Source organism: Streptomyces sp. NPDC005281 (assembly GCF_040607495.1).
GTDB lineage: Bacteria > Actinomycetota > Actinomycetes > Streptomycetales > Streptomycetaceae > Streptomyces.
In genome coordinates this window covers 162,760-185,840 of record NZ_JBEXGX010000005.1, presented here as the reverse complement: position 1 = coordinate 185,840, position 23,081 = coordinate 162,760, and the positions used below count along the sequence as shown (strand labels likewise).

Genomic DNA, 23,081 nt, shown 5'->3' with positions numbered 1-23,081 from the left:
TGTCGCATCGACGCGTGGGGGCGTTGTATCCCTTCCGTGACACAAGGTCACCCGAGCATCACGGAGGGGCGCGAATGGCGCCCTGTTGTGGGCGAACCTGTCCGCACTACGGTGCGCGGCAGATCACCGGACCGACGAAGGGACTGGCAATGACCCGACGCCTGTGGAAAGTCGGCACCAACTCCGGCAACGACGGCTGCCCCACCCTGTATGCCGAGCCCGGCACCGACACCTACGTGGTGCAGGGCGACCCGGTCACTGACCCTGCCGAACTGGCGCAGCTCGACCTCGCGGAAGGTGAGGCCGCAGTGACCGTGCCCCGCGAACTGCTCGCCAACTTCGGCCCGAAGGAGCCCGTGCACGTGCCGCAGCCCATCAGCTTCGCCGACTTCGGCGGCATGTTCACCACGCTGAAGCACTCCGCGTGGAGGCTGGAGACCCGCGGTCGGTACGCCGAGGACGAGGTCACCGACACCTACCGTCAGTTCGCCGCCGGCCAGCCCGTTGCCTGGGACCTCGCCGACCCGTGGTGCACCAACCGGCGCGAGCAGACGGTGGCCGGGAAACGGTTCGAGCGGGTGCGGATCCTCGACGAGCCCCCGACCGACGGGCAGCGGTACCTCCTCGACAACGCCCGCCGCAACACCGCCGTCGGCGAGACCATCCGAATCCTGGGCCGCAGTCGCGCCGATGAACTCGGGCTTCCCCGCGAGGACTTCTGGCTGTTCGACGTCCGTGTCGTCGCCCTGCTCCGCTTCGACGAGGACGATGTCATGACCGGGGTGGAGCTGATCACCAACCCGGTCGAGGTCCTTCGGTACGCGCAGGCTCGCGAGACTGCCTGGCACTTCTCCGTGCCGTACGACCAGTTCAGCGGGTAGTTTCCCAAGCGTGGCAACGGACTTCCAGCAGGCCCGCGAGGCGCTCGGCCGCCGGCTCCGCGAACTCCGCGGCGACCGGACCCAGCGGGATCTCGCGGGCTCGCTGGACTGGCCACAAGCGAAGGTCTCGAAGCTGGAGACCGGACGGCAGACCGCCACCGCGGCCGACGTCACCGCATGGGCTGCGGCCGTAGGCGCCCCGGAGACAGCCGCTGAACTCGCGGCCCGACTCCAGGGGCTGGAGACGCACACGCGGTCCTGGAGGCGGCAACTGCGTGCCGGGCACCGGCCGGTGCAGGACGTCCTCACCATCGAGTACGAGCGGTCCACGGAGCTGCGGGCGTGGCAGAGCGCCATGGTCGTCGGCCTACTTCAGACTCCGGACTATGCGCGCGCCGTGTTCACCCGGTACGCGGAGCTGCACCAGTCGCCGCGTGACGTCGAGGACGCCGTGCGCGCCCGGGTCCGGCGACAGGATCTCCTTTACCAGCCGGGCCGTACCTTCCACCTCCTCATGTGGGAGGCAGCCCTGCACGCCGGTGTCGCCCCGCCGGACGTCCTCGCTGCTCAGCTCGACCGCCTCGGCAGCGTGATCGGCCTCGACACCGTCCGCCTCGGGATCGTCCCCTTCGGCGCGCAGGTCGGCGTGCCGCCGGCCAACGGGTTCTGGCTGTACGACGACCGTCTCGTCATCGCCGAGGACTGGCATGCCGAGCTGTGGCTGAACGAGGCGGACAGTTGCGCCCTCTACCGTCGCGTGTGGGACGCTCTCGACCAGGCCGCGGTATACGGGACTCACGCCCGGCGCCTGATCGCGAGGGCGCGCAGCCAGTTCACGGACCGCCTGTAAGCATCACGGCGAATCGCCGGGGAGCGCGGTCGAATATTCGCGAATCAGACCGGGCCCTGATTCGTGCCTGTCCCTACCTTGCTGGTCATGGCCTTACAACCTGCCCCGTATGTACGGCAGGCGGGACAGGACTGGCTCCTCTCCTGCGCCGACATACCTGCTGAGATCCGGTGCCTGTGGGACGCGGACGAGCTCGGCCCGTTCCCCGTTGGCGGCCACTGGATGGTCGCTGAGACGACGCTCACGCGGACGATGGACGCCCTCAAGCGCATCGACCCGCCGCAGCGCGGCCCGGTCCTGTCCGACGTGAACCAGGGCATCGCCTGGTGGCTCCTGCCGCCCACGCTCGGCGAGGAGCTGGACGACGTCCGCACCATCACCGTCCACTCCCGCGGCTGGGTACTCCGCTGCCCGCCCGTGCTGTACCCAGTGCGCGGCCGCGTCTGGCTCGAGCGCCCGGACGGCAGCGGCCGGCTCACCGACCCTCTCCTGCTCGGCGCTGCGCTCGGCCCCGGCGGCCGGCCCCGACTCCCCGCGGAGGCATACGCATGACCCTCACCTCAGCCGAAACCACGGACGGCGCTTTGCTCGAACAGCCAGAGAAGAGGCTGACCGCCTCGGCAAAGACAGCCGGGGAGCGGGCTGCCGCGCAGGCCCTCGTCGAGGAAGAGACGATCCTCGCCCACCGCAGTGTGCTGGGCGCGCTCGGTCTCCTGGAGACGCCGAGCTGGTCTCAGGTCCGTTGGGAGGGGCTGATGGGCAGGGTCTACAGCCTCGGCCTGGACGACGAGCAGCGCGCGTTCCTCGGCCTCGTCCTGTCGATGGTGGGCATCGGGCAAGTCACTCTCGCCGCAGTAACCGATCTCGACGAGCGCCGCCTGGCGGTCATGCTGCGCGCCATCGCGCGGCTCGCGGGCAACGACACCTTGGCGGTGGGCACGAGGATCTGAACTCTCGCGGCCGGCCCCGTGGTCGGCGGCGAGTAGGGGCCGACCCGCCCCGTGTACACCCGCGGGGCGGGCCGGTGACGGCCGCCTGCCCGCCCTCCGCTTCCCAGGCGATACGAGGGCGGGCAGGCAACGGCCAGGCCATGGCGGGCAGTCGGCCATCACGCCACCGCCACCTCAGGGCCGGACCCATCTCGTGTGGGTGAAATCCGGCGAAAGGCCGGAGCGGGGCCGATGCCGTCGGTACCGTCCCCCAGTCTCGCGCAGGGTGCGCGTGCGAGCTGGAGGTTTTCATGGGGGTGCGGTTGTCGGGCGGGATCGGCCCGTTACGGGTATCGGTGCCGGTGCTCGGGGGTGGCGGCGGGCTGGTTGAGATCGCCGTGCTGATGTTCAAGCTGTTCGGCTGGTTGCTGTGGTGGGAGCTGGTCCTGTGCTGGTACCTACTGCTCGGCTGCTGGTGGCTCCTGCGGGCCGTCTACTGGGATGGACCGCGAGCGGCGTGGCGGTGGTGGCAGCGCCAGCGGACCGAAAGCGTTATCAGTGGTGGCGCATAGCCTGCCTGCATCACCGTTCAGGGTGTGCGGCCAGCACACGCTGAACGCCCAATGCCCCACCAAATTGACAGCACCAATGGCGGGCGTCGTCATGTCTCAGCTGAGCGCTGTTCAACGCGGCTGACCGTCCAGATGCGAACGACCGTGTATCGAGGTTCCCTGGAAATAGACAGAAATGTCGAAGCCAGGGGTTGTCATGCTTCACGTTGCAGCCGGAAGTACGGGCACGGTCCCATGGTGGACAACGATCGTCATAACTCTTGGCGCGATCATCCTGACGAGTGCAGGAAACTGGCTTATTGCAACCCGGCAAGCGAGTACTCAACTAGCGCTTCGAAATGCTGACCTGCAAGGAGTTGCTCTGGAGGCTCGCCGCAAAGAGAAGCTTGAAGCATTCAGCGCTTTTGTACATGCAACGGATGCTGCCTGGCAGGCCGCAAACGACTTCCTGGCTAAGTTTCGCGCTGGAACGATTGGCGAATACCGCGATGAAGCAAGGCAAGTTACCACAGACCTCACTAGGGCCTACCTCGATTTGCTCATCGCTGCCGAAAACCCAACACGGCAGGCTGCCGCAGCCTACGTTGACGCCCTGAACAATCACATGCAGCGAGCGGCGAGGGGAGATTGGAAAGAGGAAGAAACGAAGCAGCCACGGAAGCTCGTGCTAGACAGCATTCGTGCCGAGTTGGAGCCCGTGACGTAGCACGCCCAGCCACCGTGCGCTGCGGCCGGGCGTAAATCAGCGGACGACGTTAGGCAGCCGACGGACTGTCACCGTCGCAGTCGAGGGCGTACCAGTCCGCTGTCTGCACCCCGCGCGGCTTGGCCGACTTCCTCGGGGCGGTCAGCCGCTCGGCGAGCAGGGCAGCCAGCGGCGCCACATCCCCGACCGCCCTCCTCCCCGGATCCACCAGCCCCAGCGCAGGGACGGGCGGGGACCTGTCGAGCGCTTGCCGTTGCGGGCGCCACGCCCTCAACAAGCTGCTCAGCGCCCCCTCTCCGCCCGCACCAACGCCAGCACCTCATCCCGGCCCCTCGCCGCCGTCACACCCCCATACGGCGGCGCAGAGAACCGCGCCATCGGATGCCGCGGATAGGCCTCGGCCACGACCTCGGCGAGCAGTCGGCCGAGCACCGCACTGCCGTCGACGAGCGGCCACAACTCGCCGCGCACCCACACCGACCCGTCGAGGCTCGCGCCCGTCGCCTCGCCGTCCCAGCATCGCAGCCCGCGCGCCGCGAGCTTCGCGCCCACGACACGGACCCTCTCGTCGTGCTCCGCGAGCGCGTCCAGCGCCGCCCGCATCGCCGACCCTGCGGCCGAGACCGCCGTCACGGCAGAAGCCCTGGACGCCTCGAGACCGTCGACATCCCGCCCCATCTCCCGCGCCGCCGCCTCACCCTCCGCGGCCCGCCTCAGGCGCCCCTCCTCCTGCACCTCCCAGTCCTGGCGCAGCAGACGCGCCCGCACCGCCATATGGTCCGCGACCTCCACAGCGTCCTTGTGCTTGCTGTACGCGGTCTGCGACGCACGGTTCGCGGCATACTCCCGCTCCGCCACCCGCAGCACCCCCTGCGCCTGCTCGGCCTCCCGCTCGACCTGCTCCAACTGCTCCGTCGTCACCGCGATCACGGCGTTCCTCCCACCACACTCGGCCGCCTGCGCGGTCACTTCGATCCCTGCATGGCCTGGTATGCGTTCACGACACGCGGCGGCTCGGGGTGCGCCACGCTCTTCAACTCCGGCACCCCCGACATCAGGTCGTCACCTCGCTGCTCCCACGCCCGGTAGCCGAGCAGTCCCGCCAACGACGCCCGCACTGGGCTCGTACTGGGCAGACGCGCCTCGGCCACCCGATCCGCCACCCACAGCAACACCCCGGCCGGCGCCAGCGACTCATACACCGCGCCCCGCACCCGGACCGTGGTGTTCAGCAGCCCGTGCCCGCCGCCCGTCTCCCCGTCCAGGCCGAGCCCCGCGGCCTCGAGAACACCCGCGTGCCGGTCGACCAGGGCGTCGTAGGACTCCGCCGCCACCATCAGCGCGACGAGGCCCTCCTGCGCCGCCACAGCCGCCGCCTCCAGCGCCGCTCCGGCACCCTTCAACTCCCGGCCGGCCGCCGCGATCTCCCGGGTCGCGGCCTTCTCCCGCTCCTCCCGCGTCGTCGCCGCCCGCTCCGTCGCCACCTGTTCGTCGAACTTCTGCCGCAGCTCCCGCGCATTGGCCCGCAACCGGGCAGCCAACTGCGAAGCCTCCGTCAGCTCCTGCGCCGCAAACTCGCTGTAAGGAGAGGCATCGAGCACCCCCGCCGCAGCCTCCCGCGCCTGCTCCTGCTCGGCCGCCCGAGCCTCAGCCTTCTCCACCTGCCGTTCCGTGATCTTGACCATGAGTGTCTCCGTTACCTCTTGAGTCGATCTACCAGTAACCGGGTGGACGCACGTCCACCCGGAAGTCCTGCTCACCCCCGGGGGCCCCGGCTACCCGGGCCCCACGGCGGCGGACGCTCGGCGTCGCAACGACACCCGCTCCAGGCGCGTCGTACCGCCCCACACCCCCCACAACGCCGGCCTATCCAACGCGTACGAACGGCAGGCCTCGAGGAAGCCACAGCCCGCACACAACGCACGCGCCCCGACCGCCCGCACCCCGTCCGCGAAGTACGCATCCGGATCCGCACGACACCGCACCTCCGGCCCCGACACCGACACGAACTCCGGCACCCCCAACCCCCGTGCCGGCCGCGCCCCGGCCGTCCCGCTCACCCGCCGTCCTGCTCAAGACGCCAGTTCAACGCCAACACCCCCACCCCAGCCGCCACGAACCCCGCCGTCACCGACCACGTGAACGCAGCCACCGCCAACAGCCCCAACCCCACCGCGTCCAGCAACGTCGACCGCGCGGCCACCAGCCCGGCCCGCACCGATCGCGCCCTCACCGGCCCACCCCCTGCGACTCCCGCCACCGCTCAGCCGCCAGCACCAGCGCCGCCTGCCGCCGCGGATCTGACGGCTCCAACGCGTGCCACGTCTCCGACCCGTACTCCGGAACCGACGCCAACACTGCGATCTCCTCCCGCGCCCACGACGCCGCCTCACGACCAGCCATCACCACGGGCCCTCCTCACTCCGCTCGAGTACCTGGGCAATCCCGTCCGCCATCAACCGCCGGCGCCGGGCCGGAGACGCACCCACCGGAATCACCGCCGTCACCGGCCCCCGATCACGACCACCCAGCCGCGCCGCCGACTCATCCACCACCGCCATCAACCGCCCCGCGTCCAACGGCCTCACCGCCACCGCCTCCCGCACCCGCACCAACTCCTCCACGAACACCGGATCCCGCAGCCACGCACGCACCGTGCTCGGATGCACACCCACCTCAGCCGCCGTCGCCCGCTGCGACCGACCCCCCGCCAACAGCAACAGCGCATCCACCCGCCTCCGCGGATCCGACCTCGTCATACGTCTCCTCCTCGATGCAGCGGCCCACCCGGGCCATCCAGTTCCCTGATGAACGGACGCCCCCGCGGACACGCCCGCGTCCCCCGCAACGGCGGCAACCGCCCCGCCCGCACCCCCCAACGCCCAGGCAACGTGTAATCCATGAACCACCAGTACCGACGCCACGCCGTCGTCGCCGACAACCCCAGCTGCGACCCCGCCTGACGGAACGACAACCCCTGCCCCAACACCAGCTCCACCACCGCCAACCCCTGATCAGCCTTCACCCCCAAGTTCAGCCGCAAGTGCGGATACGGCCCACCACGACGCGTCACCCCAACCACCCACCCGACACACGAAGAAGGTGAAACGCCAGGAGCCAGACCACGCAGGCCAGGCCCATCGACTCGACCATCGAACGCTCCGCTCTCCGCGGTCCTGGCCGGCCGCCGGGTGACGGCCGGAAGTCTGCTGCCGCTATTGGCCGTCGGCCTGGCGCTGCTCGGCTTCGGCGAGGTTCCGCAGCTTGCGGGCGTGTCGGTGGGCGAGGCCGCGTCTGCGGGCTTGGGCGAGGGAGTCGCGGCGTTCCTTCGCTGCCTGGATTCGGGCGCGGGCCGCGGCGATGCGGGCCTGCACCTGCTGCTCGACGTGACTGGTCGACTCGGTCACGACGCCTCACCTGTCCTCGGGGAGCATCAGCACGTACCCGTCCGGGTCGAGCTGCGCCCAGACCTCACGGCCGCCAATCGCCTCTTGCGGGCCCGCGATGAACAGCTCGCCGTTCTGCTCGACGGAGTCCCGCGCGCAGGCCAGAGCGGCGACGAGCGCAGCGCGCACGGGCATGTGGGTTACGAGTGGCTGGTGCCGGTTCGCTGTATCCAGCAGGGTGGCCGTGGCGCGGACCACGGACTCGCTGTTCAGGGTCAGTTCGTAGGTGCGGATGTCGACGAGGACTGCGTCACCGAACGCGCCGGCGGATGATTCCGCGAGCTGTCGCGTGAGGGACGTGGCGGCGGCACCCTTGCTGCCGCACTCCTTTTCCAAGGTGTTCGCCATGGCCTCGATGAGGTGCGTGGCGACTCCGATGATCCCGTCGAGGCCGAGCCGTCCGAGCTTGAGTCCGAGGTCGTCGTCGTGGCGCAGGTGCGCGAGGGTGAGGTCCATAGCGGCGCGGCGGGCCTGGTGCTGGAGCTGAGCACTGCGGTGCTCTTGGATGTCGTACGTCTTCACAGGCTGTTCTCCTTCGGTGGTTGGCCAGCAGTCGTGCATCGGCCGGAAGTCAGTGACGGGTGGTGGGCCGGTTGTTGGCGTCCCGGAACCAGCAGGCGACGAGAGCGGATTGCTCCCAGCCGAGGAGGTCGAACAGCGGCCGGACTTCGGTGTGGAGTGGGTGGTCTCCAGGCCAGCCGTAGACGTGGCCACGGATGCTGGCTGCGATGTTGACGGCGGTCGTTCAGCCGAGGGTGTCGACCAGGTCCCGGGCGAGGTCCGCGTACGTGTAGCCGTCGCCGTCCCGGATGCGTTCGGCCCGGCTGACCCAGGGCTTGACGTCGATCACGTCTGCGCCATATCGATGAAACGGGAGTAGTGCAGTTGACCGGCGACTGTGATCGTCGACAGGGGCCCGTTGCGATGTTTTACAACCATGAGGTCCGCCTCACCCGCGCGCGGCGACTCCCTGTCGTACGCGTCGTCACGGTGGACCAGGATCACGATGTCCGCGTCCTGCTCCAGAGACCCGGACTCGCGAAGGTCAGACAGCTGGGGCTTCTTGTCCTGGCGCTGCTCCGGCCCACGGTTGAGCTGCGCGAGGATCACGACCGGGACGTGCAGTTCCTTCGCGAGGAGCTTGATCCCGCGGCTCAGTTCCGAGACCTCCTGCTGTCGGTTCTCGTGACGCCGGGAGGTACCGGTGCCGAGGAGCTGGAGGTAGTCGATGACCACCAGGTCGAGGCCGTGACTCTGCTGCCTACGCCGGCACTTGGCCTTGATGCTTGCCAGGGTCTGCCCGTACGTGTCGTCGATGAACAGGGGTGCGGCGCTGATGTCGGGCATGCGGCGTGCGATCCGAGTCCAGTCGTCGTCGGTGATGTTGCCGGAGCGGATGTGATGGAGGGCGACTCTCGCTTCGGCGGACAGAGCCCGGTCCAGCAGTTCGGTTCGGCTCATCTCCAGGGAGAAGAACGCCGATGCCTGGCCGTGCCGGATGGAGCAGGCGCGGGCGAAGTCCAGGGCGAGGGTGGACTTTCCCATGGCGGGCCGCGCGGCAACGATGATCATCTGGCCCGGCTGCAGCCCGTTGGTGAGCGAGTCGAGGTCGGTGAAGCCGGTAGGTACGCCGGTGAGGTCTCCGCCGTCGCGACGCTTTTCGAGGGCGTCGAGGTACTCCTCAAGGGCGTCGCCGATGTACATGCCCTGGGATTCTTCGCTGGCGATCAGCGCGCATTCCAGGGCGGCTGCGGCGGTTTCCTTGGCCTGGTCGATGTCGCCTTGTGCCTGGTAGCCCAACTCTGTGATCTGTACGCCGGCGGCGCCGATGCTGCGGAACTCGGCCAGCTCGCGGACGATCTGTGCGTGGTGCTCGGCGCTCCCTACGGACGGCACCTGCTGGACGAGGTGGTGGAGGTAGGGCGCCCCACCGGCGCGCTCAAGGTCACCCACCTTCCCGAGTTCGGCGCCGAGGGTGATCGGGTTGGCGGGTTCGCCGCGGCCGTGGAGGTCGAGGATCGTGCTGTAGATCGTCTGGTGGTTGGCGTAGTAGAAGTCCGCAGGGGAGCGCAGGCTGTCGGTGGCGTCGGCGATGGCGTTCTTCGACAGCTGCATGGCGCCGAGGACGGCCTGTTCCGCGGTGCGGTCGTGGGGCGGTACCCGCTCGGCGTCGGGCTGGGTGTCGGTCATGCGATCTCCCGGACGTCGGGGTGGCAGGCGGGACATGGGGCACCGTCGAGGAGGCGCCAGCGGGGGTTGTGAGCGGCGGCCGGGTTGTCGTCGCCGCATCGGCCGCACCAGGACGGCAGCAAGGCGGTGGTGGTCTGCTCCGTGCCCTCGGCACGCCACTTCTCGGCGAGGTCGGCAAGGTCGCCGTTGCTCTCTACCGCACGCCACCAGGCGGGTCCGCGGGGCTTGTGCTGGTTGTTGATCCAGCTGATGAAGGTCTCTCTCTCGTCCTCGGCCACGACGTCGGAGTCACGGACGATGCGCTCAGCCACAGAGAGAGGAGAGGTAGTTGAGGGAGAAAGAGGAGTAGGGAGGTTCGAATCGGACCGGCTACGGTGCCAATTCGAACCGCCTACGCCATCCGTAGGCGGTTCTTTTTGGACCGGGCTATGAGTCGACGGGTCGGAGTAGCCGGTTCGTTCTGGACCGCCAACGGGCTCTGTTGCCGGTTCGTTCTGGACCGCCAACGCGAGTGGGCACCCGCAGCCGGACTCACCTGGGCAACCGTTCGGACCCAGGTGTAGAAACCGGAACTTGGCGATCCTGCCGTTGTGGCCGCCGCCGGCACTCTCGATGACCTTCTCGTCCTGCAACTTGGCGAGGATCTTCCGCATGTCACGGTCGTTCTTCACCATGGCGTGGCGCATGATCTCGGGGTCCACGACGCTGTTCCACGTGAGGCGAGTCCTGTCGTTGGCGTCGTCTGCGAGGACCATCGCCGTCAACTTCTCGCGGTGGGTCAGAGAAGGCGGTGCCCACAACTTCACCTCGCGGTACAGCTCGTAACCCATCAGGTGTCGTCGTCCTTGCGGTCGTTCGTGAAGCGGAGCCGGATCTCCCACAGCTGCCAGCCGCGGCCAGCACAGCGGCGGATCTCGGCTCTGACCTCGCGGAGGGAAAGGCCGTATGGGTTGTTCAGAAGTGCGTCCCGGGCAGGCCCCGCCACCGTGGCGGCGGGCCTACCCGAGTGGGTGGGGGTGGTCACCGGAGTGCCTCGACACGGAGGCCGCGGGTCTCGACGACGACCTCGTCCTCGTCCCGCCCGGTGTTGACCGCGAGCATGTGCGCGGGCGGCACCTCGCACACCCACAGACGGCCCTCTCCGCGTCCGCGGAGCCCGGCGGCGAACCTCTCCGCCACCGCCCGGTCACGGGTCCAGGACCAGTCCGTACGACGCTCCGGGACCGACCCGCGGTAAAGGGTCATCGGCTCCGTCGGCCGGTCGGCCGGCTTGCCGTCGACCGTGAACCCGGCGACGTTGAACAGCCACCGCCACGTGTCGCGGTCCAGCTGCTTGTCCGGGAACTCAGCCGACGACCAGACGGGCCCGGTGATCGCAGTCACCGTCTCGGCCTTGACCTTGGCCTCGCTGTACGCCTCCTCCAGGAACATCGGCCCGTAGTTGCGGCCAGCGCGGCTGATCAGCTCCTCCAACTCCGCCGTCGTAAGCCGCTCGGCGGCGAGGAGGGTCTCGTATGCCTGGCCCGCGAGGGTCTCGTCCTTGCCGGTGATCTCCACTCGGACGGCCGCGAGGTACTTCTCGTACACGGCCGTCGTGTCGACGTCGGTCGGGGCGCTCACAGCCGTCCCCCAGCCTGCTCCGCCATCGCGTCGGCCTGCTCGGCGGCTTCGGCGAGTTCACGGATCCGGCCGGGCGCATCGAGGGCGGTTTTCCTGGCCACGGCAGGGTTCGTGCCGCCGCGCACGCTGTCGGCTAGCAGGCCGAACAGGTAGCCGTACCCGTCACCGGCCTCGATGCGAGAGTGCTCGATCGCCCTGTACGCCTGGAGGGGCGCGTCGACGGCGTCCCGCAGAGCTTCGGCGAAGTCCGCGGCGTGCTTGGTGTTGATCACCATGGCGAGGCTGGGTGCGATCTCGTCGAGCGCTGCGTACATGTTGTCGAGGGCGGCCGCCGGATTCGGCATGCGGAGCGCTTCGTCGTATGCGGCGGTCGCGGCGTAGAGGCCGGCGGCGACGAGGCTGCTACGCGGCTCGGCGGTGATGGCGGTGGCGACCCGGCTGGAATTAGACTCGTGCATGGTGATGGATCCGTTTCTGTTCCGCGTTGCCCTGGGTCGCTGTGGAGGCGAGATGCCCGGGGCTTCGCTGTGTGGGTCTGTTGCTGGGCCCCTCCCTCGTCGGCATTCGTAGTGCCGACGCGAGAGGGGTCGTCTTGTGCGGTCAGGCGGCCTCGAGAACCGCTACGAGAGATGCAGTGACCACGACGTGGCGGCTTCCGAACGAGAGGGTTCGGACAGGCGCCTCGCCACGTTTGATGAGTTCGTAGAGTTGCGATCGGCTACAGCCGAGGGCGAGGGCGGCACGGGGGACGTTGACCGTCGCGGGCCACTTCTTCACCTCGGCGAGCGTCGGCGACTCCGCCTTCTTCGTGGCCATCAGGCGGCGCTCCCGCTGCACCCCGTGCTGATCCACGTGTCGATGTCACGCCGTCGGTAGCGCACAGGAGAGGCGTTGCTCCGGCCCAGCTTTACGTAGGCCGGTCCGGCACCGCGGCTGCGGGCATTCGCCAGGGCCTTGAGCGACAACTTCGTCCAAGCGCTGACCTGCGCGGGCGTGAGGAGATCGTCGGCTGGATCGACGCTGAGCCCCGTCGGTGGGGCAGGAGCGAGTGAGAGCCTCGGAGGCATGGCTATCCCTTCGATTGCCGTACGCATCACTTCGATGTGTCGACGTATCGAAGAGTAGCGTCGGGTGCGTCAGGGATCAAGTGGGATTGCCAGGGAATCATTTCGATGCGAGTCTGTGGCTCGTGACCGAAGAGAAGAAGAACCCTCTAGGCCCCACGGGCGAGCGCCTGCGCCTGAACATCGCGCGCCTGCGCGAGGCCCGCGGTATGACCAAGAAGGACTTGTCTGAGCGGGTGGCGGAGCTGGGGCGCGTGATTCCCCCGCTGGGTATCTCGCGTGTTGAGGCAGGTACCCGTCGCATCGATGCCGACGACTTGGTGGCGCTAGCGCTCGCCCTTCGCGTCAGCGTCAACGCCCTCCTCTTGCCCACCGTGGGCGATGGTTCCGAGGAGGTCGAACTGACCGAGCGAGTCGCGCTCAGCGCAACCGATGCCTGGCAGTGGGCCGACGGCGATAAGCCGGCCAGCAAGGCTGAGGTCGACGAGCACGGCGACCTCCTTCGCTACCGTCTCGACTCGCGGCCTCCATGGGATAGAGACCCGATCCGCACGATCTACAACCAGGCCCTCGAAGGTGCCGCCCGTAACTCTGCCATCGGCAATCAGACTGCCGAGTTCTCCAAGGAAGAGGGGCAGTGGGTGCTTCGCACGCCCACCGGGTTCGAGATCTGGCGGGGGCCGCGTCCTGAGGGCGCCGAATAGCTGCTGCCCTGATGAGGGAGGGGATATGGCCGAGATCAAGAAGATCGCGCTCAAGAACGGCAGGGTCCGATACCGGGTCGTGGTCGACGTCGGCCGCGACGAGACCGGCAAACGCAAGCAGCTCACCATCACCAAGGACACCAAGAAGGAGGCTGAAGCCGAATACGCCCGCATCCGGCACCAGCGCGACGCCGGCACGCTGATCATCCCCAACAAGATCACCGTGGGGGAGTGGGCCGACGAGTGGTTCGCCAAGAAAAAAGAAGACCTCGAGGACACCACGATCCCCAGCTATGAGACGCAACTGGGCTACATCAAGGGGCGACTCGGGGCGACTCGCCTCCAAGAACTGACCGAGGATGACTGCACAGCCTTCGTGCAGTGGCTCCTCACCCAAGGGCGACGCCGGCCTGTTGTCGTGGCCACTGGTGACCCGGAGCAGCCAGTCGAGACCCTGAGGGGGCTGCGCCCCAGCAGCGTGGACACGATCCTCTCCCGGCTCAAGGAGATCCTCGGCCGCGCGTTCGTCCGACAGATGGTGCGGGCGAACGTCGCCGCATACGTCCACGTTCCCAAGCAGGCCCGCAAGCAGGACAAGCGCCGCAACACGAAGGCCAGCCCCTGGAACGTTCCGGAGGTCCAGCAGTATGTCTCCGGGATTCGCGACGACCGGCTGTGCGCACCGCTCATGCAGTCACTGATGGGCATGCGCCCCGCCGAAGTCGCCGGCCAGCGCTGGGAGCCGGACGTCGACCTGGTGCGAGGGACCGTATCGGTGCTCAACACCCGGACGATGGTGCGCAACCACTACACCGTGGAGAAGGACACCAAGACCACCAGCGGTGAACGCACGCTGCCGCTCCCGCGGTTGGTGTGGGACTCCCTCAAGACCTTCAAGGCATTGCAGGCCCGCGAGCGGCTGGCGGCCGGCGAGGGGTACACCGTGTCGGGGTACGTCCTCGTCGACGAGCTCGGGGTCCCGCTCGACACTCGGGATCTCCGGGAGCGCGCCTGCCAGTTGATGGAGACGGCGGGGCTCCGGCGGGTGCGCCTGTACGACGCGCGCCATGCCGTCCTCAAGCACCTCGCCGTCAATGGGGTGTCGGACGTAGTCCTGGCGGCGTGGGCCGGGCACACGAACGCGGCCTTCACCAAGGCCAAGTATGTTGCTCCGGATGCCGAGGACCTTCGTTCGGCGGCGGCTGCGCTTGACGGTCTGCATGGGCTGGGGTGAGAGATTGTGAGAGAACAGCGTGAGGCGGTAGGCAAATATGGCCTCTGACCTGCGCCTATCAAAATCCTCGCAGAACCATACTTCGATTCTGCGCGGTGGCGAGGGCATCCGCCCGGTGTGCGGGGCCCGCGAGCTGCGCCTACCGTGGCTCGCATGGGCGATGCGGTGGAACTCCAAGCGGCCGGCCGGAGCGTTCGTCTGTCCAGCCCGGACAAGATCTTCTTCCCGGAGCGCGGCTTCACGAAGCTGGACCTCGCCCAGTACTACCTCGCCGTCGGCGACGGCATCCTGCGTGCCCTGCGCAACCGCCCCACCACGCTGGAGCGCTACCCGGACGGAGTGACCGGCGAGTCCTTCTTCCAGAAGAGGGCGCCCAAGAACATGCCCGACTGGATCCCGACCGCCCACATCACCTTCCCCAGCGGCCGCAGCGCCGACGAGATGTGTCCGACCGAGCCCGCCGCCGTGCTGTGGGCCGCGCAGTTCGGCACGCTCACCTTCCATCCGTGGCCGGTCCGCCGCGACGACGTCGACAGCCCCGACGAACTGCGCATCGACCTCGACCCGCAGCCCGGCACGGACTACGCCGACGCGGTGCGCGCCGCCCACGAACTGCGCGAGGTCCTGCACGAGTACGGCGGTCTGCGGGGCTGGCCCAAGACCTCCGGGGGCCGCGGGCTGCATGTCTTCGTGCCGATCCGGCCGGACTGGACGTTCACCCAGGTACGCCGGTCCGCCATCGCCGTCGGGCGCGAGCTCGAACGCCGTATGCCCGACCGGGTCACCACGGCGTGGTGGAAGGAGGAGCGAGGCGAGAAGATCTTCGTCGACTACAACCAGACCGCCCGGGACCGCACCATCGCCTCGGCCTATTCCGTACGGCCCCGCCCGCACGCCCCGGTCTCCGCCCCGCTGCGCTGGGACGAGGTCGAGGACGCGAGGCCCCGGGACTTCGACCTGGCGACCATGCCGAAGCGCTTCGCCGAACTCGGCGACGTGCACGCCGACATGGACGAGCACGCCTTCTCGCTGGAAGCCCTCCTGGAACTCGCCAGCCGCGACGAGCACGACCACGGCCTCGGCGACCTCCCGTACCCGCCCGAGTACCCGAAGATGCCGGGCGAGCCCAAGCGGGTGCAGCCGAGCCGCGCGAAACACGAGGACGCCGGGCCCTCGGGCGGCTGAACCCCTCGAACCGATCCCGGCCGAAATGCCCTTCTCCCGGGATCGGTTCGAGCCGTTCTCGATGATCGGGGAGCACCTCCACGGAGCGAGCGGTCGCGCGGCTATCCTGATCCGCATCCGCCGAGGAGGTGCCCTGAGGTGACCGAGACAGCGTCGCGCCCCACGCTGGAGGCCGTGGCCGCGCGAGCCGGGGTCTCCCGGGCCACCGTGTCGCGGGTCGTGAACGGTGGGGACGGGGTCCGTGAGCCGCTCGTCGAGCGTGTGCGCCGGGCCGTCGAGGAACTCGGGTACGTTCCGAACCAGGCCGCCCGAAGTCTCGTCACCCGGCGCCACGACGCCGTCGCCGTCGTGATCGCCGAGCCGGAGACCAGGGTCTTCGCCGACCCCTTCTTCGCACTTCAGCTCCGGGGCATCAGCAAGGAACTGGCCGCGAGCGATTCACAGTTGGTCCTGCTGCTCACGGAAGGGCGCGACGATCACGCCCGGGTCGCCCGTTATCTCGCCGGCGGCCATGTCGACGGCGCGCTCGTCTTCTCGCTGCACCTCGACGACCCGCTGCCGGGCCTGATCCACGGCGCGGGTGTGCCCACCGTGTTCGGCGGACGGCCCGGCTGGGGCGACGGCGTCCGCGAAGCGGTCTACGTCGACTGCGACAACCGCGGCGGGGCGCGGCAGGCCGTTCGCCACCTCCTCGGGCTCGGCCGCACACGCATCGCCCACATCACCGGTGCCCTCGACCAGACGTCCGCGGTCGACCGGCTCGACGGCTTCCGGGACGTCATGGCCGACGGCGATCCGGGGCTCGTCGCGCAGGGGGACTTCACTCCCGCTGGCGGCGAACGCGCGATGCGTGAGCTGCTGGAGCGCCGCCCCGATCTGGACGCGGTGTTCGTGGCGAACGACCTGTCGGCCCTCGGGGTACTGCGTGTGCTGCGTGAGCACGGACGCCGGGTGCCCGAGGATGTCGCCGTGATCGGCTTCGACGACATGCTGCCGATCGCCGAACAGACGGATCCGCCGCTGACCACGGTCCGTCAGGACATAGAGGAGATGGGCCGGTTGATGGCCCGCCTCCTGATCGGCGGGCTGGAGGGCCGGGCCGGGACGGCGGACCCGGTGTCCGAGCCCGCCGGGGTGGTCCTGCCGACGACGGTGGTACGACGGGCCTCGGCCTAGCACCCGGGGACTTCGGCGCGGGTCGGCGTCCACCGGCGTGCACCGGTCCGCCGGTAGGGGCGTCAGCTCTGCTGCGGTGCGCTCTTGATCACCGCCAGGCGTGCGCCGTACGGATCGGCGATCCTGGCCAGGCGGCCGACGCCCTCCATGTCCGTGGCGGGCATACGGACCGTGCCGCCGAGTTCCTCGGTCCTCGCGACCACGGCGTCGGTGTCGGGGACCTCGATGTACGGCAGCCAGTACGCCCCGGTACTCGCCTCGACCGGGGCGTCGGCGAGCGGCACCAGACCGCCGAACATGCCCTCCTCCTCGGTCCCCGCCGGGTTGATGGAGGTGTAGGTCCCGCCCGGAAACCGAACCGCCGAGGTGTTCCACCCGAAGACCGAGTTGTAGAAGGCGGCGGCCGCCGCGATGTCCGGGGTGACGAGCTCGACCCAGCACAGGGAGTTCGGGTCACCGGCCATGCCCAGGCCCTTGGTCCGGCCCGGCTGCCAGACGCCGAAGGCCACGCCCGCCTGATCGGCCAGCATGGCCATGTGCCCTTCGCCCATCACGTCCATGGGCGGCATGAGCACCGCGCCCTTGGCATGCTCGACCGCCTTGGCGGTGGCCTCGGCATCTGCGGTCCGGAAGTAGACGTTCCAGGACGGGGGTCCCTGCTCGGCGTTGATCTGCATGCCGCCGGCCACGGTCTTTCCGTCCACCTGGAAGAAGCCGTAGCCACCGGCATCGGGCCCGGCGGACTGGAAACGCCAGCCGAAGAGGCCTCCGTAGAAGGCGATGGCACCCTCGATGTCGGACGTGCCGACGTCCAGCCAGTTCGGGGAGCCGTTGACGAAGCGGGTGGTGAGCATGATTGCCCTCCTTTGAGGGGTCCCGTTGCCTTTGGTTCCCACTCTTCCACCGCCCACTGACAATCGCCGTGGAGACGCGCAAACCGCCCGTGGCGGCGGCGTCCGTCACTCCGGGTGCCGGTGGAGTTTCTCCTTGTCGCCGTGTTCTCCCGCGCGCCGCCGTGCCAGGCACCGTCGTGCGGGGCCATCATCTAGTGCCGCGGCAGGCAACGTTTGCCCGTCAAGGAGCGGCGCCCGGTGCGTGCTCTCGGTGTGCCGGCCGGAAGCCCTCGTACTGGATGTACTTGGGCTTTCGTCCGGTGCGGCGAGAGTGGGTGCCGGGAGTCGCGACGGGGCGAACGTTGCCTGTCGCGGCACTAGGCCGCCGGGAGCGTCGGAACGAGGCGTTGATCCCGCGTTGATCGAACGTTTTTCGGGTCAGGGCACGCTTGTGGCCATGTACTCGGTAACCATCACTCCGTCCGACCTCGCCTGGCAGGAGCAGGCGTTGTGCGCGCAGACGGGGGCGGAATTCTTCTTTCCCGAGCCGGGCAGCTCGGTCCGCGAGGCGAAGCGTATCTGCGGAATGTGCGCGATGCGTTCGGCGTGCCTCGACTACGCGTTGGGCAACGACGAGCGCTTCGGCGTGTGGGGCGGACTCTCCGAGAAGGAGCGCCACGGCCTGCGACGCGCCCTGGAGTGAGGCGAGCACCCGCCGGCCGGCGGCCACGGACGACCTGGCACGCGCGGACATGCACGAACCCCGGCTCGCGCCGCCTCGGGTGGGACGGCGCGGGCCGGGGGCGAAGTGCGCCGCGTGGTCACGCGGGTCACCTGAGGGAAGCGAGTGGGCCGTCGCCGCGCCCGCGGGAGGGGCTACGCGGTGGCGCGGGCCGCCATGCGGGCCTTGCGGGCGGCGAGCTTCTCGTCGAACTTCGAGGCTTCGGCGTCGAGGCCGCCCATGAAGTAGCCGAGCTCCTCCTGGGCCTTGAGGCCCTCGGGGCCGAGGCCGTCGATCTCCAGGACCTTGAGGTGCCGCAGCACCGGCTGGAGCACGTCGTCGTGGTGGATGCGCATGTTGTAGACCTCGCCGATGGCCATCTGCGCCGCCATGCGCTCGAAGCCGGGCATGCCGTGACCGGGCATGCGGAAGTTGACGACGACGTCACGCACGGCCTGCATGGTCAGGTCGGGGGCGAGCTCGAACGACGCCTTCAGAAGGTTGCGGTAGAAGACCATGTGAAGGTTCTCGTCGGTCGCGATGCGCGACAGCATGCGGTCGCAGACCGGGTCGCCGGACTGGTGACCGGTGTTGCGGTGCGAGATGCGGGTCGCCAGCTCCTGGAAGGCCACGTACGCGACCGAGTGCAGCATCGAGTGACGGTTGTCCGACTCGAAGCCCTCGCTCATGTGGGCCATCCGGAACGCCTCGAGCTTGTCCGGGTCCACCGCGCGCGAGGCGAGCAGGTAGTCGCGCATCACGATGCCGTGCCGGCCCTCCTCCGCCGTCCAGCGGTGCACCCAGGTGCCCCAGGCGCCGTCACGGCCGAAGAGGGACGCGATCTCGTGGTGGTAGCTCGGGAGGTTGTCCTCGGTGAGCAGGTTGACGACGAGCGCGATCCGGCCGATCTCGGTGACCTTGGACTGCTCCTTCTCCCAGGCCTCGCCGTCCTCGAAGATCCCGGGGAAGTTGCGGGCGTCGCTGAAGGGCACGTACTCGTGCGGCATCCAGTCCTTGGCCACCCCCAGGTGACGATTCAGCTCCGTCTCGACGACTTCCTCCAGCGCGAACAGCAGACGAGCGTCGGTCCAGGCGGTTGCCGGGCTGCCGAGGTCGGGAGAAGTGATCGTCACGGGTGCTCCAGGGAGGGACGGGACAACGAGCGAATAGCTAACCTACGGCATCGTAGGCTACGTCTCCGTAGGTTACGACACCGTAGGTTAAGAAGCCTGTAAAGGCCGCTGATCAGCGACAACGCGGGCGGCGGTGCCGCGTTTTTCGGTCCACGCCGGTGGGACCCGAGGCGTGGATCGCCCGGGGCCGTACGGATGTCCCGCTCACTCGTTCAGGCGTACAGCTCCCGAAGTCTCACCGAGAGACATGTCACACAGCCTTCGAGCTTCTCGAACTCGCCGATGTCCACCACGACCGGTTCGTAGCCGAGGCCGGCGAGCAGTTCCGCCGTCTTCGGGGCGGACGCCGCCATCAGCAGCTTGCCGCCGCCCAGGAGCACCACGTGCGCCCCGGACTCCTCCGGTACCGCCAGGAAGCGCGAGAAGAGCGAAGGGGTGTCCACGAGGGGCTCGTGCCCGATCACCGTGCCGTCGGGCAGCGCGGTGACCGCCGACTTCAGGTGCAGCACCTTGCTGACCGGGACCGCGACGACCCGCGCCCCGAGCGGTTCGAAGGCCGCGCGCAGCTGCTGGACCCCGGCGGCGTTCGTCCGGCCGCCGCGGCCCACGTAGATCGTGTCGCCCACCTTCAGGATGTCGCCCCCGTCGAGGGTGCCCGGATCCCGGATCCAGTTCACCGAGCAGCCGAGGCGTGCCACCGCCTCCTCCACCCCCGCGGTCTCCGCGCGGCGGGACTCGGCGCCGGGACGGGCGATGAGGGCGACGTTGCGGAAGACGACGACGGCGTCCTCGACGAACACCGAGTCCGGACAGTCCTCGGCCGGGTCGACCTCCACGGTCTCCCAGCCGTGCGTGCGCAGCGCCTCGGTGTACGCCTCCCACTGCTCGACCGCGAGATCGACGTCCACCGCCGTGCGTTCCACATGCGTCACCAGCCCCTCGGCGAGGCGGGGGCTGGGCCGGCGTACTAGCGCTTTCTGACTGGGCACGGGCGGGTCTCCGAATCGGCTGGGGGGTGTCGGCGCAACATCATGCGGCGCGGTTCGCGCGCGCAAAAGGGCCCGGCCTGACGCCGGGCACCGCCCACCCCCGACGCTAGGCCGCCCGTGCCGCCCGCACTATGAGGAATACCCGACAGTTTCCGGGGCGATTTCTTTCAGTTCTCCTCCTTCCAGCAGGAGTCGTCGCGTGATGCCGATCGACTCCAGGAACGGCATGTCGTGGCTGGCGACGATCAGGGCCCCTTCGTACGACTCCAGGGCCGTCGTGAGCCGGCGGACGCTCGCCATGTCGAGGTTGTTCGTCGGCTCGTCGAGCATGAGGAGCTGCGGGGCGGGCTCTGCCAGCATCAGGGCCGCGAGCGCCGCGCGGAAACGTTCGCCGCCGGAGAGCGTCGCCGCCGGCTGGTCGGCCTTCGCGCCCTTGAACAGGAACCGGGCGAGCCGGGCCCGGATCCGGTTGCCGGTCGCGGCCGGCGCGTACCGGGCCACGTTCTCGGCGACGCTCAGCGCGTCGTCCAGGACGTCGAGCCGCTGCGGCAGGAAGCGCAGGGGCACATGGGCGCGGGCCTCGCCCGACACGGCGTCCAGCTCCCCGGCGATCGTGCGCAGGAGGGTCGTCTTGCCCGATCCGTTGCGTCCGACGAGCGCGACGCGTTCGGGCCCGCGAAGATCGAACACACCGTTGACCCGCCCGCCGTGCTTCAGCTCCAGCCGGTCGAGGGTGAGAACGGTGCGCCCCGGGGGTACGGCCGTGTGCGGCAGGTCGATCCGGATCAGGTCGTCGTCCCGTACGGCCTCCACCGCCTCGTCGAGACGCTCCTTCGCCTCGCTGAGCCTGCCCTCGTGCAGGAGCCGGTGCTTGCCCGCGGACTCCTGGGCCGACCGCTTGCGCGCCCCCATGACGATCTTCGGCTCGCGCTTCTGCTCGAACATCTTCTGCCCGTACCGCCTGCGCCGGGCCAACTTGACCTGTGCGTCGACCAGTTCACGTTTCTGCTTCTTCAGATCGGACTCGGCGACGCGCACCATGCGCTCCGCCGCCTCCTGTTCGGCGGCGAGCGCCTCCTCGTACGCGGAGAAGTTGCCGCCGTACCAGCTGACCTCGCCGGAGTGCAGATCGGCGATCTGGTCGGCCAGGTCGAGCAGTTCGCGGTCGTGACTGACCACGACCATGACCCCGGACCAGGCCTCCACGGCCGCGTACAGCCGCCGTCGCGCGTACAGGTCGAGGTTGTTGGTGGGCTCGTCGAGCAGGAGGACGTCGGGCCGGCGCAGCAGGAGCGCGGCCAGCCGCAGCAGCACCGACTCGCCCCCGGACACCTCGCCGATCGTGCGGTCCAGGTCGATGTGCCCGAGGCCGAGTTCGCCGAGAGTGGCGCGGGCCCGCTCCTCGACGTCCCAGTCGTCGCCGACGACGTCGAAGTGCTCCTCGGACACGTCGCCCGCCTCGATCGCGTGCAGGGCGGCGCGGACCGCGCGGATGCCGAGTGCCTCGTCGACCCGCAGCACGGTGTCGAGGGTGACGTTCTGCGGCAGATGGCCGACCTCGCCCGCGACCCGGACGGTGCCGTCGGCCGGGGCGAGCTCTCCGGCGATCAGCTTCAACAGGGTTGACTTGCCTGATCCGTTGACGCCGACGAGTCCGGTGATGCCCGGCCCGAAGGCGACCTGGAGACCGTCGAAGACCTCGGTGCCGTCCGGCCAGGCGAAGGACAGGGAGGCGCAGGTGATGGAAGTGGGGAACGCTGACATGAGGGCCTCGCGAATGCTGGATGCGGTCGGGGGTACGCGTAGGGGACACCGCGAGGCGACGACGATCCAGTTCGGAGGGGAGCGAGAAGAAGGCTCCGCACCCAAGGACGGCTCGAACGCCGAGGTCGCACGCTGCGCACACACGGGTCCGACAGGACCGGACGGGTGTGACGCGGTGTCTCAGACCTCAGACGAGCAACGTCCTTCTCCATTCGACGGCAACAGAACCGCTATTCACCGTAGGAGCGGTCCCAAGGGCTGTCAAAGGATTAACGCGCCCCACCGACGAACCGAGGAGATCACGTGCCGAACGGCTCGCTCTCGTTGCCCGCCCGGCTCTACCTCCTGGCGTGGGACACCACTAAACGGAGGATCACCGGGTCCACCCACCTCCATCACCTGGTGCGCGCCGGCGCCCTGACCGAGCTCGCCCAGCGCGGGCTGCTCGTCGACGACGACGGCATCGTCACCCCCGTCGACCCCGACTCGCGGACGGGGGACGTCGTTCTCGACGGACTCCTGGAGCTCGTGTCGGAGTCCCGGCCCCGCGGCTGGAAGTCATGGGTCACCTGCCGGGCCCGCTTCACGCTGGACGCCGTACGCGCCCAGCTCGCCGCGGAGGGATTTCTGCGGGCACAGCGCAAGCGCGTCCTCGGAATCTTCCCGTCCGTCGAGTACGAGCTGGACCGGGTGGCCGCGGTCGAGGCACTGCGCGCGAAGGCGCGAGAGGTGCTGGAGGGACCCGTGCCCGTCACCGAGGTGGACGACCGCGACGCGGCCCTCGTCGCTCTGGCCACCGCCGCCGAGCTCCGCACCTTCGCGTCGCCCAAGGAGCGCAAGCTCCACAAGGCCCGCGTCGAACAGCTCACCGAACGCGGCGGCGCGGCGGCCCCCGCCCTGAGGAAGGTCATCCAGGACGTCCGTACCGCGGTGATCGTGGCGGCCACGACGGCTTCCTCCACGACCGCGGCGACGTCCACGGCGAACTGAACGGGCGCTTCCTGAGAGGAGCCGAGAGCCGGCGGCCGTCTTCACGTACATGTCGGATTCCTGCCAGCCGCCCTTGCCCCGGCCGTGCTTGGGT

Annotated in this window: 28 protein-coding genes and 1 pseudogene; 12 read left to right on the top strand and 17 right to left on the bottom strand. The window is 69.3% G+C overall.

All coding sequences use genetic code 11. The features are described 5' to 3' along the window. Positions 1–149 precede the first annotated feature (149 nt). The 6 genes from ABZV42_RS09800 to ABZV42_RS09775 all read left to right on the top strand — a co-directional run bounded on the left by ABZV42_RS09800 (position 150) and on the right by ABZV42_RS09775 (position 3,938). Entirely contained in the window at positions 150–881 is a 732-nt protein-coding gene (locus tag ABZV42_RS09800; protein WP_356051477.1) for a DUF6879 family protein, read from the top strand. Between the two features lie 10 nt (positions 882–891). Beyond that, positions 892–1,731, top strand: coding sequence for a helix-turn-helix transcriptional regulator (locus ABZV42_RS09795; RefSeq protein WP_356051475.1), 840 nt, complete (start codon positions 892–894; stop codon positions 1,729–1,731). Positions 1,732–1,818: 87 nt separating this feature from the next. After that, positions 1,819–2,283: a hypothetical protein gene (locus tag ABZV42_RS09790; protein WP_356051473.1), complete on the top strand. Its 465-nt coding sequence runs from the start codon at positions 1,819–1,821 to the stop codon at positions 2,281–2,283. Further along, on the top strand, positions 2,280–2,681 hold the full coding sequence (locus ABZV42_RS09785; RefSeq protein WP_356051471.1) for a hypothetical protein: 402 nt from the start codon (positions 2,280–2,282) through the stop codon (positions 2,679–2,681). The genes ABZV42_RS09790 and ABZV42_RS09785 overlap by 4 nt, the downstream gene beginning before the upstream one ends. Before the next feature lie 290 nt (positions 2,682–2,971). Then, the gene (locus tag ABZV42_RS09780; RefSeq protein WP_356051469.1) at positions 2,972–3,232 is read left to right on the top strand and encodes a hypothetical protein; all 261 of its coding nucleotides are present in this window, start codon (positions 2,972–2,974) and stop codon (positions 3,230–3,232) included. 196 nt (positions 3,233–3,428) lie between these two features. Continuing rightward, positions 3,429–3,938: a hypothetical protein gene (locus ABZV42_RS09775; protein WP_356051467.1), complete on the top strand. Its 510-nt coding sequence runs from the start codon at positions 3,429–3,431 to the stop codon at positions 3,936–3,938. A 49-nt stretch (positions 3,939–3,987) separates the two neighbouring features. Here ABZV42_RS09775 and ABZV42_RS09770 read toward each other — a convergent pair whose 3' ends face one another. The 13 genes and pseudogenes from ABZV42_RS09770 to ABZV42_RS09710 form a co-directional block, all read right to left on the bottom strand. Then, positions 3,988–4,116, bottom strand: a complete 129-nt coding sequence (locus ABZV42_RS09770) for a hypothetical protein (protein ID WP_356051465.1) — start codon at positions 4,114–4,116, stop codon at positions 3,988–3,990. A gap of 104 nt (positions 4,117–4,220) precedes the next feature. Continuing rightward, the gene (locus ABZV42_RS09765; RefSeq protein ID WP_356051463.1) at positions 4,221–4,868 is read right to left on the bottom strand and encodes a hypothetical protein; all 648 of its coding nucleotides are present in this window, start codon (positions 4,866–4,868) and stop codon (positions 4,221–4,223) included. Positions 4,869–4,903: 35 nt separating this feature from the next. Next, a complete protein-coding gene (locus ABZV42_RS09760) occupies positions 4,904–5,623 on the bottom strand; it encodes a hypothetical protein (RefSeq protein WP_356051461.1) in 720 nt (239 codons plus the stop codon). A gap of 90 nt (positions 5,624–5,713) precedes the next feature. Next, complete coding sequence (locus ABZV42_RS09755; protein WP_356051619.1) at positions 5,714–5,923, bottom strand: WhiB family transcriptional regulator; 210 nt, start codon at positions 5,921–5,923, stop codon at positions 5,714–5,716. A 417-nt stretch (positions 5,924–6,340) separates the two neighbouring features. After that, positions 6,341–6,670: a helix-turn-helix domain-containing protein gene (locus ABZV42_RS09750; RefSeq protein WP_356051460.1), complete on the bottom strand. Its 330-nt coding sequence runs from the start codon at positions 6,668–6,670 to the stop codon at positions 6,341–6,343. Between the two features lie 483 nt (positions 6,671–7,153). Beyond that, entirely contained in the window at positions 7,154–7,345 is a 192-nt protein-coding gene (locus ABZV42_RS09745) for a hypothetical protein (RefSeq protein WP_356051458.1), read from the bottom strand. Between the two features lie 6 nt (positions 7,346–7,351). Then, positions 7,352–7,906 (bottom strand): hypothetical protein, encoded by a 555-nt coding sequence (locus ABZV42_RS09740; protein WP_356051456.1) that lies wholly within the window; start codon positions 7,904–7,906, stop codon positions 7,352–7,354. 324 nt (positions 7,907–8,230) lie between these two features. Next, positions 8,231–9,550, bottom strand: a pseudogene (gene dnaB / locus ABZV42_RS09735) (replicative DNA helicase); the annotation flags it as partial. Positions 9,551–9,570: 20 nt separating this feature from the next. Then, complete coding sequence (locus ABZV42_RS09730) at positions 9,571–9,885, bottom strand: hypothetical protein (protein WP_356051454.1); 315 nt, start codon at positions 9,883–9,885, stop codon at positions 9,571–9,573. 518 nt (positions 9,886–10,403) lie between these two features. After that, positions 10,404–10,598 (bottom strand): hypothetical protein, encoded by a 195-nt coding sequence (locus ABZV42_RS09725; RefSeq protein WP_356051451.1) that lies wholly within the window; start codon positions 10,596–10,598, stop codon positions 10,404–10,406. Beyond that, positions 10,595–11,194: a hypothetical protein gene (locus tag ABZV42_RS09720; RefSeq protein WP_356051449.1), complete on the bottom strand. Its 600-nt coding sequence runs from the start codon at positions 11,192–11,194 to the stop codon at positions 10,595–10,597. The genes ABZV42_RS09725 and ABZV42_RS09720 overlap by 4 nt, the downstream gene beginning before the upstream one ends. Then, positions 11,191–11,652 (bottom strand): hypothetical protein, encoded by a 462-nt coding sequence (locus tag ABZV42_RS09715; RefSeq protein ID WP_356051447.1) that lies wholly within the window; start codon positions 11,650–11,652, stop codon positions 11,191–11,193. The genes ABZV42_RS09720 and ABZV42_RS09715 overlap by 4 nt, the downstream gene beginning before the upstream one ends. 142 nt (positions 11,653–11,794) lie before the next feature. Then, a complete protein-coding gene (locus tag ABZV42_RS09710) occupies positions 11,795–12,010 on the bottom strand; it encodes a DNA-binding protein (protein WP_356051445.1) in 216 nt (71 codons plus the stop codon). Positions 12,011–12,383: 373 nt separating this feature from the next. Between ABZV42_RS09710 and ABZV42_RS09705 the strand changes: the two genes are divergently transcribed. The 4 genes from ABZV42_RS09705 (at position 12,384) to ABZV42_RS09690 (ending at position 16,557) form a co-directional block, all read left to right on the top strand. Beyond that, positions 12,384–12,962, top strand: a complete 579-nt coding sequence (locus ABZV42_RS09705) for a helix-turn-helix transcriptional regulator (protein ID WP_356051444.1) — start codon at positions 12,384–12,386, stop codon at positions 12,960–12,962. Between the two features lie 25 nt (positions 12,963–12,987). After that, positions 12,988–14,196: a tyrosine-type recombinase/integrase gene (locus ABZV42_RS09700; protein WP_356051442.1), complete on the top strand. Its 1,209-nt coding sequence runs from the start codon at positions 12,988–12,990 to the stop codon at positions 14,194–14,196. A gap of 153 nt (positions 14,197–14,349) precedes the next feature. Next, entirely contained in the window at positions 14,350–15,381 is a 1,032-nt protein-coding gene (gene ligD, locus ABZV42_RS09695) for a non-homologous end-joining DNA ligase (RefSeq protein WP_355982930.1), read from the top strand. A 138-nt stretch (positions 15,382–15,519) separates the two neighbouring features. Further along, positions 15,520–16,557 (top strand): LacI family DNA-binding transcriptional regulator, encoded by a 1,038-nt coding sequence (locus ABZV42_RS09690; protein ID WP_355982932.1) that lies wholly within the window; start codon positions 15,520–15,522, stop codon positions 16,555–16,557. 62 nt (positions 16,558–16,619) lie between these two features. Here the strand turns inward: ABZV42_RS09690 and ABZV42_RS09685 are convergent, their stop codons facing one another. Continuing rightward, positions 16,620–17,411 carry a VOC family protein gene (locus tag ABZV42_RS09685; protein WP_356051440.1) on the bottom strand — a complete coding sequence of 264 codons (792 nt, stop codon included), beginning with the start codon at positions 17,409–17,411 and terminating at the stop codon, positions 16,620–16,622. A 436-nt stretch (positions 17,412–17,847) separates the two neighbouring features. On the opposite strand from ABZV42_RS09685, the gene ABZV42_RS09680 reads away from it, so the two are divergent. Next, positions 17,848–18,093, top strand: a complete 246-nt coding sequence (locus ABZV42_RS09680; RefSeq protein WP_355982936.1) for a WhiB family transcriptional regulator — start codon at positions 17,848–17,850, stop codon at positions 18,091–18,093. Positions 18,094–18,266: 173 nt separating this feature from the next. Here ABZV42_RS09680 and ABZV42_RS09675 read toward each other — a convergent pair whose 3' ends face one another. The 3 genes from ABZV42_RS09675 to ABZV42_RS09665 form a co-directional block, all read right to left on the bottom strand. Then, positions 18,267–19,244, bottom strand: a complete 978-nt coding sequence (locus ABZV42_RS09675; RefSeq protein WP_355982938.1) for an acyl-ACP desaturase — start codon at positions 19,242–19,244, stop codon at positions 18,267–18,269. A 212-nt stretch (positions 19,245–19,456) separates the two neighbouring features. Next, positions 19,457–20,233 carry a dimethylargininase gene (ddaH, locus tag ABZV42_RS09670; RefSeq protein WP_356051438.1) on the bottom strand — a complete coding sequence of 259 codons (777 nt, stop codon included), beginning with the start codon at positions 20,231–20,233 and terminating at the stop codon, positions 19,457–19,459. Positions 20,234–20,362: 129 nt separating this feature from the next. Continuing rightward, positions 20,363–21,997: an ATP-binding cassette domain-containing protein gene (locus ABZV42_RS09665; RefSeq protein ID WP_355982942.1), complete on the bottom strand. Its 1,635-nt coding sequence runs from the start codon at positions 21,995–21,997 to the stop codon at positions 20,363–20,365. 303 nt (positions 21,998–22,300) lie between these two features. On the opposite strand from ABZV42_RS09665, the gene ABZV42_RS09660 reads away from it, so the two are divergent. Beyond that, a complete protein-coding gene (locus ABZV42_RS09660) occupies positions 22,301–22,987 on the top strand; it encodes a GPP34 family phosphoprotein (RefSeq protein ID WP_355982944.1) in 687 nt (228 codons plus the stop codon). Positions 22,988–23,081 lie beyond the last annotated feature (94 nt).